The 15167-nt window shown below is 36.5% G+C and carries 9 protein-coding genes; 6 read left to right on the forward strand and 3 right to left on the reverse strand.

Annotated features, from left to right (window positions below; all coding sequences use genetic code 11):
• Positions 1-67: 67 nt before the first annotated feature.
• Together XYLOR_RS00595 and XYLOR_RS00600 are read left to right on the forward strand one after the other, a co-directional pair.
• Positions 68-2179 carry a glycoside hydrolase family 43 protein gene (locus XYLOR_RS00595; RefSeq protein ID WP_036876055.1) on the forward strand — a complete coding sequence of 704 codons (2112 nt, stop codon included), beginning with the start codon at positions 68-70 and terminating at the stop codon, positions 2177-2179.
• Between the two features lie 25 nt (positions 2180-2204).
• The gene (locus XYLOR_RS00600; protein WP_036876058.1) at positions 2205-4721 is read left to right on the forward strand and encodes a glycoside hydrolase family 2 protein; all 2517 of its coding nucleotides are present in this window, start codon (positions 2205-2207) and stop codon (positions 4719-4721) included.
• A gap of 66 nt (positions 4722-4787) precedes the next feature.
• On the opposite strand, the gene XYLOR_RS13515 is transcribed toward XYLOR_RS00600, so the two are convergent.
• The 3 genes from XYLOR_RS13515 to mutY all read right to left on the reverse strand — a co-directional run bounded on the left by XYLOR_RS13515 (position 4788) and on the right by mutY (position 7388).
• Positions 4788-4934, reverse strand: a complete 147-nt coding sequence (locus tag XYLOR_RS13515) for a transposase (RefSeq protein ID WP_084608493.1) — start codon at positions 4932-4934, stop codon at positions 4788-4790.
• Positions 4935-5185: 251 nt separating this feature from the next.
• Positions 5186-5851, reverse strand: coding sequence for a hypothetical protein (locus tag XYLOR_RS00605; RefSeq protein ID WP_036876062.1), 666 nt, complete (start codon positions 5849-5851; stop codon positions 5186-5188).
• Positions 5852-6371: 520 nt separating this feature from the next.
• Entirely contained in the window at positions 6372-7388 is a 1017-nt protein-coding gene (gene mutY / locus XYLOR_RS00610) for an A/G-specific adenine glycosylase (RefSeq protein ID WP_036880415.1), read from the reverse strand.
• Between the two features lie 366 nt (positions 7389-7754).
• Here mutY and XYLOR_RS00615 point away from each other — a divergent pair, with 366 nt between their 5' ends.
• The 4 genes from XYLOR_RS00615 to XYLOR_RS00630 all read left to right on the forward strand — a co-directional run bounded on the left by XYLOR_RS00615 (position 7755) and on the right by XYLOR_RS00630 (position 15165).
• On the forward strand, positions 7755-9122 hold the full coding sequence (locus XYLOR_RS00615) for a glycoside hydrolase family 43 protein (protein WP_036876064.1): 1368 nt from the start codon (positions 7755-7757) through the stop codon (positions 9120-9122).
• Between the two features lie 88 nt (positions 9123-9210).
• Positions 9211-10524, forward strand: a complete 1314-nt coding sequence (locus XYLOR_RS00620) for a glycoside hydrolase family 43 protein (protein WP_036876066.1) — start codon at positions 9211-9213, stop codon at positions 10522-10524.
• 20 nt (positions 10525-10544) lie between these two features.
• Complete coding sequence (locus XYLOR_RS00625; RefSeq protein WP_036876067.1) at positions 10545-13172, forward strand: glycoside hydrolase family 31 protein; 2628 nt, start codon at positions 10545-10547, stop codon at positions 13170-13172.
• Between the two features lie 25 nt (positions 13173-13197).
• Positions 13198-15165, forward strand: a complete 1968-nt coding sequence (locus tag XYLOR_RS00630; protein ID WP_051508804.1) for a glycoside hydrolase family 97 protein — start codon at positions 13198-13200, stop codon at positions 15163-15165.
• The last annotated feature ends 2 nt before the right edge of the window (positions 15166-15167 follow it).

Raw genomic sequence — 15167 nt, forward strand, 5'->3', positions numbered from 1 at the left:
ATATTTTTATGTTACTTTGTATCAAAATTATTAGCTATAAGTTAGAGTGATCCTTAAAAAGATATAGATGAAAACAAAATTTATTATTTTATTAGTGTTATTCTCATTCAATAACGTACTTGTTGAATCAAAATCAGATTTTCCAAAACAAAAATCGTGGAGTGCTGACAATGGGAATGGTACATATACAAATCCATTATTTTATGATGAATTTTCTGATCCTGATATTATCCGCGTTGGAAAAGATTATTATCTGGCAGGAACTACGATGCACTGTGTTCCGGGTATAGTAATACTGCATTCTACTGATTTAGTAAATTGGAAATTTTGTTCATATTGTTTTAATAGGTTTGATGATAATTCGCCTGATTTTAATCTTCGCAATGGCAAAAATGTATATGGACAAGGTATTTGGGCTCCTTGCATCCGTTATAATAAAGGAAAATTCTATGTGTTCTCAAATATAAATGGACATGGACTACAGGTTTATATTGCTGATAATATAAAAGGGCCGTGGATACATAAACATATTAATGGTAATATTTATGACTTATCAATACTTTTTGATGATGATGGTAAAATATACGCCATTCATAAATATGGCAATGTAACATGCACACAGTTGAAATCTGATCTCAGTGGACCAATAGAGGGTACAGAAAAGATAATAATACCTGAAGGAAATGCAATGGGTGAAGGGCATCATATATATAAAATCAATGGAATGTATTATATAATATCTGCTGATTATTCTCCGATGGGACGTATGCAATGTGCCAGGTCAAAGAATATTTATGGTCCATATGAAACTTGTGTAATAAGCGAGCGTGAATCTTTTGGGTATTCTGCTTCATGGACGACTGGAAATGTTGGCTTGGGAAGCCTCATACCTGAAGATGGGTTCAAATTTGTACAAAATAAACCTTCAGAGAATACATTGTTCTCTTCTACTATACACCAAGGTGGAATAGTACAGGCCGAAGATGGTAAATGGTGGGGTATATCAATGCAAGATTTTAATGCAGTAGGGAGAACTACATGTTTATCACCAATAACTTGGGTTGATGGATGGCCATATTTCGGTTTGGAAAAAAACCTTGGGCGTAGTCCTCGCACTTGGTTTAAACCGAATAGCTCAATCAATATTCCTACAGCTCCTTATGATAGATCGGATGATTTCAGCAGTAAGGATTTGAAGCCTGTTTGGCAATGGAACCATAACCCAGATGATCAAAAGTGGTCTCTAACTGAGAAAAGAGGAGTCTTGAGATTACATACGATGGCTGCCAGACAACTGTTATTAGCAAAGAATTCTCTTACTCAACGCGCTATAGGACCTGTATCAATAGTTACCGTAAAAATGGATGTATCGAAACTTAAGGATGGAGATAATTCAGGTCTTGGAATTATTAATGCACCAAGTGCTTTGCTGGGAGTAATAAAACAAAAAAGCAAGTTATTCTTACGATGGTATGACCAGAGTCATAATAAGGAGATAAAGAAAGACTTAAATGATAAACTAATATGGTTGAGGTTATGGGGTAATTATGATGAGAGTAAGGTGCAGTATTCATATTCGCTTGATAACAAATCCTGGACAAATATTGGTGATACAATTATTACTTCATATCAGTTGAAAACTTTTCAAGGCGTACGCTATGCGCTTTATGCATATAATACGATTTTAAAAGACGGTGGATATGTAGATTTTGATGATTTTATAGTAGAAGAACCATTAGCAGATCGTTCTGGTAATATCCCTTATGGGAAAACAATAAGATTGTTCAATCTTTCAGATGGTAATCCAATGTATGCAATGTCCCACGGTATGGTTTATAGTACCTGGATTTCTTCAAATGATTACAAGGGCGATCGTTCAAAATTCATTGTAATAGATAAAGGAAATGGAGTGATTAATTTGCAATGTGCTGATGGACGTTATGTCTATGTCGCCGGTGCCGGACTTTCCGGTGATCTGCGCCTTACAGCAGACCGAGATAAAGCTGAAGATTTTATGTGGCAAGATATGTTGAGAGGTCAGTGTATGTTGTTATCTCTTAAAACTCAGCGTTATGTATGTAAGCATCCTAGTGATGGAAGTCCTTATTCGGTTGACTGTCAAGGACCTGATGCAAATAGAAGGAACGGCTGCGTCTTTAAATATGAAATTGTAGAATGAGTTGGATAATATAAAGACATTGTTTATGGGCCTAAATAAGAAAATATCATTACTATTTTTCTTTGCCATTATTGTTCCTGTATCAATAAGTGCCCAAAGAATGTCATCGTTAATTAATGGTGATTGGTTATATATCCAAGGTGATGTGAAGGATGGTGCAAAAATCAATTTAGACTGTTCTTCGTGGCAAAGAATAGGGCTCCCTCATACGATGAGTCTGCCATATTTTGAAGCAAAGCAATTCTATATGGGTTATGGATGGTATCGTCATAACCTGACCTTGTTAAAGAAAGACATTAATAAACATATTACATTAGACTTTGATGGCGTTTTTCAAGATGCAGAAGTATATGTAAATGATATCTTTTGCGGTAGACATGTTGGTGGATACACCGGGTTTAGTATTGATATTAGTAAAGCTGCTAAAACAGGTAACAATATAATTGCAATAAGAGTGAATAACAATTGGCGTCCGGATGTAGCACCACGAGCAGGTGAACATACTTTTAGCGGTGGAATTTATCGTGATGTACGTTTTGTTATTACAGATAATACTTATCTAGATTGGTATGGTATTTGGATTACAACTCCATCGTTAGAATCAACTGAAGGCAAAAGGTCTAATGTAAATGTTAAGATTAGAGTGGTTAATAGTAGCAATGAAATAGCAGATTTGTCTTTGGCTCAAATAGTTTTAGACAGAAATAATAAGATAGTTGCAAAAGTAGTTTGCAAGAAACGTCTGTATCCTAATCAAGTATGGAATTCTGATGAAACAACCGAGGCAATAAATTCTCCATCATTATGGTCGCCAGACAGTCCGAATCTTTACACAATTAAAACAGTATTGTACAATAAAGGTAGAGTAATAGACAGTAAAATAAATAAATTTGGATTCCGCTGGTTTAAGTTTACAGCTGATAAAGGATTCTTTTTAAATGGGAAACACCTTTATCTTCGTGGTGCGAATGTGCATCAAGATCAAGCGGGGTGGGGTGATGCTGCAACAGATAGTGCTGCATACAGAGATGTATTGATGATTAAGAACTGTGGAATGAATTTTATACGAGGCTCACATTATCCTCATTCTCCTGCGTTTGTTCAATCTTGTGATAAACTTGGAATTCTACTTTGGAGTGAAGCTCCATATTGGAGTACTTATGGTGATAATAAAGATGGTTGGTGGACCGCTAGTGGATACCCAATAACAGCATCTGATACCGCCGCATTCGAACGCAGTTGTATACAGCAATTAAGAGAAATGATACAGAGACATCGCAATAGTCCTTCGGTAATAGCATGGAGTATGTGTAATGAACCATTTTTTTCGGAAAGTAAAACATTAAGAAATGTAAAGAGATTACTTGCAAAAATGGTAAGAGCCTCGCACGTTTTTGATCCTAATAGACCCGCCGGCATAGGTGGCTGCCAACGCCCAACAGATCAAAACAGATTAGATCTTATTGGTGATATTGCCGGATATAATGGCGATGGTGCTACAATAGCTGAATTTCAGAACCCGGGAGTTGCAAGTATTGTTACTGAATATGGTTCAACAATGGATGTTCGTCCTGGAAAATATAGTGCAGGATGGGGTGATTTAGAACGCGATAATGGTTGGAAAGGTAAACCATGGCGTAGCGGACAAGCTATATGGTGTGCATTTGACCATGGCACACAAGTCAATGGAGATTTTGGTCGCATGGGATTTATCGATTATCAGAGGTTACCTAAAAGGAGATATTATTGGTACTGTCATGAATATAGAAATATTGTTCCACCTGCAGAGCGAAAACAAGGTATTCCCGCAGCGATTCTTGTAACTGCTTCTAAAACAAAGAATATAAAGGCCGACGGTACAGAAGATGCGCAGCTTATTGTCAGTGTCGTTGATAAAGACAAACTTCCTATTAGTAATTCGCCTAAAGTTACTTTAACAATAAAGAGCGGTCCAGGTCAATTCCCCACAGGTCGTTCTATCTGTTTTAGTCCGGATGATGATATTTATATCAGAGATGGCCAATGTGCTATAACAATCAGATCATATTACTCAGGAAACACTGTTGTGGAGGCATCTTCAGATGGATTATCTTCAAGCAAGGTTTTATTGTCTTTTTGTAATGGTCCAATTTATAAAAAGGATGTAACACCTCTATATACTGAACATCCGTATCATAGATTTATAAAACAAGATAGTGATGAACTAAAAATGTTTGGGAAAAATAGTCCTATATTTGCTTCATCAATGGAGAACGAACACACATCAAGCATGGCAACAGATAATGACATAAAATCATATTGGGCCCCATTGCCCAACGATAAGAAACCTTGGATTATGCTTGATACTGAAAGATGTATAAAAGTAGAGAATGTTAATATAAAGTTGGCATCCGAATCAGAAGTAAAATATTATAAAGTAGAGACTTCCCTAGATGGTGAGGAATGGAAAGTCTTTGATGGAAAACCATTAACAGCTAGATTTATAAAGATAAGTTGTGAAAATGGCATTAAAATTTCAGAATTTACCGTATTAGGACAATAAATGCGATATTAATTTCTGCATATTTTATTTCGTCGTTTATTTGTAGTTTGATTATCCGCTATTTATTTAGAGGAAGAATCTAACATCATCAATACCTCTGAATGTAGCCCTGAATCCCTTTAGTTTTGCATTAAATGATTCTGCGCTGGCATTGGTAAGTCTGTTATCGAAGAAATTCAATATTCTTTCATACTGCTGTTTGAATGTATTTATAGCCGTAGGGGAACTTTTTTGCTATAAGGCCTGCAATTCAAGGGCTGTTGTAAACTTTTATATGACTAAGATAAAATACAAACAGCCCGTCTGATGAGATAATTGGCAAGATCAGTGCACAAAGCATTATTCAATATCTATTGGCAGCGTCGACCAGGGAGCTGCAGAATGGGTAAAATACACGCTAATTTAATTCCGCCAACGGGTTATCCACTATATGATTACCTAAATTCAACTGGATCATGCAGCATTTATTTGCGAAAAGAGTTTCTTATTTTTTCGTAAGCCTCTGTGTAAAGCTCTTCGTTTCTTCCTTTCAGTGGATAATCTTTGGCTGCAAGGATGGGTATCACCTTGACAGGATGATTTTTGGCGTTATAGATATTGCCGCAGATGGATTCGAAAGCCTTTCCATTCACTGGTTGATAGAAAGGGGCTGACATATCCTCGAAACCTTTACGACGGGGTTGAGCCTCTTCAATGAATCTCTCGTCGTCGCCATAGAATCCCAATTTCTGTAACCAATAATTGGTTTGCAGAGACATGGTCAGCACATATTCGATTGTTGGATATTGTTCTAACAGCCATTCGATATGAGACAGTCCCTTAATAGCATGCTCTTCGGTGATAAGAACTCTTTTCCCCTTCGGAGCAGGAGTTAACTGGTCATTACACAAATTAGTAATGTATATCTCTTGGGGCTTGACACGATTGAGAGTGACGAAATCTATATGACTGAATAAATTGCGTGCTTCCACATTACGACTACGTTCTCCGTCATCTTCCGGAAAACTGCGAAAATAATAGTCGGCAAACATGGCTACTTCGGTCGCCGTGTCGGACCATTGTAAATTAGAATCTTCACCTATCACTAATATCTTTGCCGATTCAGACGGTTTTAAGTCTTTTGATCTCATTATCTTGTTGTTAAATTACAATTTGTTTTTATCTTGATGCAAAGATACGATTAATTTTTCATTTCTCAGCATTTGGGGAACTTTATAAAATAGCTTTAAATCCGCAGTGATATTTCTTGCATAATTCATATTTATATTGAGAAGCGTTTTTAGGCCTTATAACTAATCCTAGTGGGTTTATTGTACTTCAGATTGGTTATGTATACAAAATTCCCCATCCAAATGAATGGGACTTGATATTTGCTTTCAAAAAAGCAAGACCTATTCTTTAAAGATGTCTGAATAATATTTTTTAGTTGTATATAGGCTCAAAACATAGCTTCTTCCAGTCTTTATTCACTTGGCGGGTACACAGATAAAGTGTAACATAAAACCTTCTTTTAATCATTGTAACGATCTTGTGTCCTAACTTTGCTCTATTGTTATGGATATATGGAAGTTAAATTTTTCCTCACGAACTATTCTGTAGAATATTGCTTATTGTTTAGGAATATCGTGGAGAATTTATTGTGATCATTCACTACTTATTTTTGAGGAGATTTAAATTTTCTGTTAGTAATTCAACCAGACGTGGTATTGCATAATTGTCTAGTTCGGACTCCTTAATCCAAATAAAGTCTTTCGGTAATTCTGGCTTCCACTGTGTTTCCAGAAGATAAAAATCTGCATAAATAATCTGATGTGTGAGTACATGCTTCATTTTCTGTTTTAATAATGTAAGTTTTCCTTTGAAGTCGGGCATCACCCCGCCCTCTATCAGAAGCGGTTCCCATAATCCCTGCCAGATGTCGCCTGCTGGACGTCGGTGGATTGCGGTCAGATTCTGGTAGCGCAGGTAGACATACGTGAAATGTCTTGTCTTGATCTTGATAGTCTTAAGTTTTACCGGCAATAATCCTATACTGTCTGAGCGGAGTGCTTCACACCTTTCTGCCAAAGGACAGTCAAGACAGTGTGGTGACGTAGGAGTGCATTGGATGGCGCCGAAATCCATCATTGCCTGATTGAAAGCCGCAGGTTGGTCTATTGGCAATAGTGATTGCGCCAACGCAGCAAACTCTTTTTTCCCTTCGGTCGAATTGATAGGTGTTTCAATTCCATAATGACGTGACAATACACGGTATACATTTCCATCCACTACGGCAACGGGCAGGCCGAAAGCTATGGAGCCAATGGCCGCAGCTGTATAGTCGCCCACCCCCTTTAGTTTCCGGAGGTCCTCAAAAGTGTTAGGGAAATGACCTAACGCTACAATCTGCTGGGCGGCAGTGTGTAGATTACGTGCCCTGCTATAGTAACCTAATCCCTGCCAATAGCGTAGCACTTCGTCTTCTGTCGCCTCTGCAAGGTCGTTCACCGTCGGAAAGCGTTGCATAAACCTTTCCCAATAAGCATAACCCTGCTGAATGCGTGTCTGTTGCAGAATAACCTCGCTCAACCATATAGCATACGGATCTTTCGTTTCACGCCACGGTAAGTCGCGCCCGTTCTCCTCAAACCATTTGAGTAATATCCATGTAAAATTATTATTAGTCATTTCTCTCTTTTGCGCTTTTTTATTTTTCAAAGGTACAATAAATATATTTATTTTCCGAAGAATCATTTAATTAAAATTAATCGAACTGACGTTAATATAAAGTTGGTATCTGAATCAGAAGTAAAAGATTATAAAGTAGAGACCTCTCTAAATGGTGAGGAATGGAACGTCTTTGATGGAAAACCATTAACAGCTAGATTTATAAAGATAAGTTGTAAAAATGGCATTAAAATTTCAAAATTTACCGTATTAGGACAATAAATGCAATAAATGATACAAGATGTAAAGTTTTAGAAACATAGTGACTTTTGTTTCTAAAATATTTTATGTTATTTTGCAAATGTTTTATTAATACTATATTTTTAAATGAAAAGAACACTTTTATCTATGCTAATGGCAACAGCTTCAGCTGCATGCTTTTCACAAAATCCGATAGTACAAACTAATTATACTACAGATCCGGCTCCAATGGTAGATGGAGATAGAATGTATGTTTATACGGGCCATGATGAGGACCACGCCAGTTTTTTCTGGATGGATGAATGGCGCGTTTATTCAAGTGCAGATATGGTTAACTGGACAGATCATGGCAGTCCATTGTCACAGTCTTCATTTGCTTGGGCAGATGGCCGTGCATGGGCAGCACAGACAATAAAACGCAATGGCAAATATTATTGGTATGTATGTGCACATTCTAAATTAAGTAATGCAATGGCTATTGGCGTAGCTGTAGGAGATAGTCCAGTTGGCCCTTTCAAAGATGCTATAGGCAAACCTCTAGCGGATGGCAACTGGGATTATATAGATCCTACTGTAATGATAGATGATGACGGTCAGGCTTATCTTTATTGGGGAAATCCAAGGGTATATTTCTGTAAACTTAATAAAGATATGATAAGTATTGATGGACAAGTTGAAAACATTCCGATGACAACCGAAGGTTTTGGTGGTCCAACATTCCGTGAAAGACAGAAAGGTGTGAAATATAAGGATTCTTATGTGGAAGGACCTTGGATTATGAAACGCAACAAACGTTATTATTTATTATATGCAGCAGGCGGAGTTCCTGAGCATATATCATATTCGATAGCTAAAAAGCCACGTGGTCCATGGAAGTATATGGGAGAGGTAATGCCTTTGTCTAATACTAATAGTTTTACTAATCATTGCGGCGTGGCAGATTTCAAAGGACATTCTTATTTTTTTTATCATACAGGAAAACTTCCTAATGGAGGCGGATTTGATAGAAGTGTAGCCATAGAGGAATTTAAATATAACCCAGATGGAACATTTCCTACAATATTACCAACAGATAAAGGTGCAGATCCAATAGCTACACTTAATCCAAAAGAGAGGGTTGAAGCAGAGACTATGGCTTTTTCAAAAGGTGTTAAAGTAGAATCAAACGATGAAACAGGAGTTTATGTTAGTGATATTCATAGTGGCGACTCTATCGTAGTAAGAGTCTTAGATTTTGGTACAGTATCTCCAACTTCTTTTTCAGCAAGAGTGGCAAGCGCATTGCAAGGTGGAAAAATGGAGGTGCATTCAGATGCCCCTAATGGTCCATTACTGTGTACAGTTACTGTTCCTCATACAGGTGGTTGGGAAAAGTGGCAGACTGTGAATGTAGATCTTAACCAAAAGATTGAAGGTGTTCATAATTTGTATTTCCTTTTCCGCGGAAATCAAGGCGCAAAATTATTTAATTTTGATTGGTGGCAATTTCAGTAACAGTTAGCATATTAAAATAATTTGTTAATGTGAATATTATGAATGAATCACCGTACAAAGATAATTAATATTATTTATAATTAAGACAATGAAAAAAGCATTACTAATATTTTCTGTTTGTTCAATGATCAGTGCAGATATCTGTGCTCAGCATCCAATAATAACAACAAAGTATACGGCAGATCCTGCCCCAATGGTTTATAAAGATACTGTATATCTTTATACTACACATGATGAGGATAACGCAGACAATTTTTTGATGAAAGACTGGTTGCTTTATAGTTCAACTGATATGGTAAACTGGACAGATCATGGAGCTGTAGCCTCTTTAAAAAGTTTTAGTTGGGTTACTAAAGATAATGGAGCCTGGGCAGAACAGGTTGTGGAAAGGAATGGTAAGTTTTATATGTATTGTCCTATTCATGGAAATGGAATAGGCGTACTAGTTGCTAATACACCATATGGACCATTCAAAGACCCAATAGGAAAACCTTTAGTATGGCAGAAAGAGAATTGGAACGATATAGATCCTACTGTATATATTGATGACGATGGTCAAGCATATATGTATTGGGGAAATCCAGATCCATATTATGTAAAACTTAATAAAGATATGATTTCATATTCAGGAGAAATACATAAGGTGGCTCGTCCTGAACATTATCAGGAAGGTCCTTGGTTCTATAAGCGTAAAGGCAAGTACTATCTTGCATTTGCATCAACTTGCTGTCCTGAAGGTATTGGATATGCAATGAGTAAAGGACCGGAAGGACCTTGGACAACAAAAGGATATATAATGGCTCCAACAGATAAGAGTAGGGGTAATCATCCTGGCATTATGGATTACAAAGGAAAATCATATGTATTTGGACTTAATTATGATCTAATGCATATTACGACTACAATGGAGCATCATGAACGTCGTTCTGTTTCTGTAGCACAAATGAATTATAGACCGGACGGAACAATAGAGGAAGTTCCATATTGGTCAAAAGAAGGAGTAAAACAAGTACAATATTTGAATCCTTATAAAAGGGTTGAGGCTGAGACTATGGCATGGGGTCATGGTGTAAAGACCTGTAATGAGAATGGTAGAGGAATAGTTGTAAATAACATCAATAATGGAGATTATATTTTAGTTAAAGGTGTAAATTTCAGTAAAGGTGGAAAAACATTCCAGATAGCAGCCAATGCAATAGAAGGTGGCTCAATTGAATTACGAGTTGATAGTCTGAATGGAACAATACTTGGAAACTGTAATATATCAAAAAATGATAATCATTGGAAGATATACCAGACTCAAATAAAGAAGTGCTTTTCAGTGCATAATTTATACCTTATATTCAAAGGTGTTGATAATAAAGAATTGTTCAGCTTAGACTATTGGAAAATTAATAAATAGTAATATATTTAGATCATAGTATGAAAACTATTAATAAGTCGTACTGCATAAATATAATAAGGGCCTTCTGTATAGTTGTCTCTATGTTGTTCTCTCTTAATGCCAGTTCCTCAACTGTTTACACGTGCAAAGGTAATACGTTAGTATATCATTTGAGTGGAGGCGACTTATATCTAAAGTTACTTTCAGATAATGCAGTAAGAGTTCGTTATATGTATAAAGAATCTCAGTCTTTACCAGACTGGGTTTATACAACTGAATCATCTAATATTCCAAAATATCAAATTGAAGAAAGTAACAATAGCCTTATTGTAAATCTAAAAGATTTATCACTAAAAGTGCAAAAAGGCACGGGAAAAATTTCTTTCTTTGATAAGAATGGTCATAATTTATTAGCAGAGTCAGACCGGACGCTTACTCCAAGTGCTTGTTATGGTTTTAATAATTATGTTGCTAAAGGAAGTTTTGTGTCATCTCCAGATGAATTTATTTATGGACTTGGTCAATTTCAGGATGGCTATCTTAATGTTAAAGGACTAACTCGTCGCCTAACACAGGTTAATACTCAGATATCATTACCTCTTATTATTTCGAATAAAGGTTACGGAATTCTTTGGAATAATTATGGACTAACAGATTTCAACCCTGCAGATAGTTGTGTGACTCTTCAGAAAACAGCTGTTTCAGGTGATAGTCAGGCTGTTAATATAACAACAGCAGAAGGTAATGGTCGAGAAATACGTCAAAGTAATGAATTCGATGCTGTTCTGGATATAAAACAATCTGGTAAGTATGCATTGATGCTTGATGTAGGTCAGAAAATGGCTAGGAAACATTCCTTAGTTATTGATGGTAAAAAAGTTATCGACTTCCAAAACTTTTGGTTACCTCCTACAGCATCTGTAATTGTTTCTCTTAATGCAGGTAAACATAAATTACATGCCATACTTTCAAATAATGACCAGCCTAAAGTTTACTACAGAATTGTAGACAATACTACTACTTTCCGTTCTCCTGTTGCGCAATCAGTCGATTATACGGTGTTTGTCGGAAAACCAGATGATGTTATATCATCATATCGTAAGCAAACAGGTGAATCTCCAATGATGCCACTTTGGTCTTTAGGATACATTCATTGTCGTGAACGTTTCCATTCGCAGGATGAGATACTCCAAACAGCAAACCGTTTTCATAAAGAAAAATTTCCAATTGATGTGATCGTTCAAGACTGGCAATATTGGGGTAAATATGGATGGAATGCCATGAAGTTTGATGAAGAGTTTTATCCTAATCCTAAAGTGATGGTTGATAGTCTTCACAGAATGGATATTAAATTTATGCTTTCTGTATGGTCTAAAGTAGACCCATCTACTGTTGTTGGAACTGAAATGCAAAAAAAAGGATATTTCATACCAAATACTACTTGGGTTGACTTCTTTAATCCGGATGCAGCATCATTTTATTGGACTAATTTCAGTAATAAATTGTTGAAGCCATATGGTATTGATGCATGGTGGCAGGATGCCACAGAACCCGAGAATGACGATTTAGCCGGTCGTAAAGTTATGAATGGTAAATATCCAGGCGAGTACTTTAGAAATGTGTATCCATTATTGGTAAATAAAACTGTATATGAAGGTTGTCGAAAAGATGAACCGGATAAGCGTACCATGATTCTTACACGTTGTGCTTTCCCTGGTATACAGCGCTATGGAGTAGCAACATGGTCTGGAGATATTGGCAATGATTTTGAGACTTTGCGCAGGCAAATAACAGCAGGACTTGGGCAAATGTCAGCAGGACTTCCATGGTGGACTTATGATGCAGGAGGATTTTTCCGGCCTTCTAATCAATATACAGATACACTTTATCAAGAACGTTTTATGCGTTGGATGCAGACATCAGTCTTTCTTCCTTTAATGCGTGTACATGGATACATGACGAATACAGAATTCTGGAACTACAGTAAACAGGTAGTGGATGATGCACACATGTGTCTTGATATGCGTTATCGTTTACTTCCATACATATATTCAAATGCAGCTGCAGTGTCTATGCAAGGATCAACTCTAATGAGACCTTTGGTTATGGACTTCTATTATGATAAATTAGCTTTGAGTCAGAAATACGAATATATGTTCGGTAAGTCATTATTGATTGCACCTATCTTGGAACAAGGTGTCAAAGAATGGTCTGTATATCTTCCTTCGAAAGAAAAGTGGTATGACTTTTGGACAAATGAACCATATATAGGAGGAAAAACTTATTTAGTAAAAACTGATACAAAGAAAATTCCTGTATATGCAAAAGCAGGTTCTATTATTCCATTGTGTTTAGCCGAAAAAGATTCTAAATTATCCTTGCATTCTTCATGGGAAATACGTATCTTTGTAGGAGCTGACGGCATTTTTAAAGTATACGAAGACGATGGAACAACTTATAATTACGAAAAAGGTGCCTATTCTACATATGGTATATCATGGAATGATAAACAGCATACTTTGATTATAGGTCCACGCAAAGGCTATTTTAAAGGTATGTGCCAAAATCGTAAATTGAAACTGGTATGTATAAATGGCAAAGACAGTAATTTACAAAATGCAAAAACTGTTATGTATGAAGGGAAAAAAATAACAGTTAGATTTTAATAGTATAATAATAAATAAGATATATATGAAAAAGACGATTCTCTTTATAGGTTATGTCCTCTTCTCTTTAGGAACAGTTTCTGCTTATGGTAATGATAACGTTATAAAAAGCCCAGATGGAAAAATAAGCGTTACTGTAACTGATGATAATGGAAAACCACAATATTCGGTTATGTATGGTGATAAAGAGTTTATTCAACCGTCACAATTGGGAATAGTTACTAACTATGGTGATTATTCAAAGGATCTTCATCTTAAAGATGTTACTACCAGACAAGTCGAAGATGATTATTCTGTGGCTAATATTAAGCAAAGCCATGTTCATTATTTAGCAAGCGAAGCTGTCTATAAGTATTACCGTGATTCTACAAATGTATTGGATATCGTATTCCGGGTAAGTAATCGTGATGTAGCTTTCAGATATATATTACATCAGGCCGGTGCCAGATTGAGTTGCACAATAACGAAAGAGACAACACAGTTTAAACCTGTTGACGGTACTACTACATTCTTATGCCCACAGGCAAAACCGATGGGTGGCTTTGCAGGTACATCACCAAGTTATGAGACATCATATACTGTTGATGAAGCTATGGGAAAGAACGGCTGGGGAGAAGGATATACATTCCCCTGTCTCTTTAAGAATAATAATGCCGGTTGGATGCTAATATCAGAGACTGGTGTTGATGGCGGCTATTGCGCAAGTAGACTAATAGGACAGACTGATGGAACCTATAATATAGGTTTTCCACAGAGTGGTGAATGTAATGGTAACGGAATGGTTTCGCCGGGAATGGCACTTCCAGGAGCAACTCCATGGAGAACAATAACCCTAGGTTCAACACTTTCAAATATAGTAGAAACTACAGTACCATTTGACCTCGTTAGTCAGAAATATGAGCCATCTAAGTCTTATACATATGGCAAAGGTTCTTGGAGTTGGATTATTGGAATGGATCCAAGTTGCAATTATAACGAGCAGAAACGTTATATTGATTTTTCTGCAGCTATGGGATATCAGTCAGTACTAATTGATGCACTTTGGGATACTCAGATAGGAAGAGACAAAATAGCAGATCTGGCAAAATATGGTGCAGAAAAAGGAGTCTCATTATATCTTTGGTATAATTCCAATGGATATTGGAACGATGCACCGCAGTCACCACGTGGTATTATGAACGATCCTATATTGAGACGTAAAGAGATGAAGTGGATGCAATCTATAGGTATAAAAGGAATAAAAGTAGATTTCTTTGCTGGAGACAAACAGATAATGATGCATCTTTATGAGTCAATATTATGTGATGCCAATGATTATGGGCTAGAAGTTATATTCCATGGTTGTACTATTCCTAGAGGGTGGGAGCGCATGTATCCTAATTATGTAGCGAGTGAAGCTGTATTGGCCAGTGAAAATCTTCATTTCTCTCAAGATTTCTGTAATCATGAAGCCGTAAATGCTTGTCTATATCCATTTATACGTAATACAATAGGTAGCATGGATTTTGGTGGAAGTGCACTTAATAAGCATTATAGTTCAGACAACAAGAGTGGTACTCACAGAGTAACTTCGGATGTATATGCTTTGGCTACAGCTGTTTTATTCCAAAGTGCAGTTCAACATTTTGCTCTGGCTCCTAATAATATCACTGATGCACCTGCATGGGCAATAGACTTTATGAAGAACGTTCCATCAACATGGGATGAAGTTAAATATATAGATGGTTATCCAGGCAAATATATTGTATTGGCAAGAAGACACGGAAATCAATGGTTTCTGGCAGGCGTAAATGCAGAGAATAAAACACTTAAATTGACATTGAATGTTCCAATGCTATCTAATGCCAAATCTTTTATGATGTATACTGATGATGCTTCATTAAAAGGCAGTGTAAAAACCTTTAACCGAAAAGGTCTTAAAAAACTCACAATATCAATACCTTGTAATGGCGGATTTGTTATAAAGGATATTGAAACGCGCGAAAATAAATAATG

This window comes from Xylanibacter oryzae DSM 17970, assembly GCF_000585355.1.
Taxonomy (GTDB): Bacteria; Bacteroidota; Bacteroidia; order Bacteroidales; family Bacteroidaceae; genus Prevotella; species Prevotella oryzae.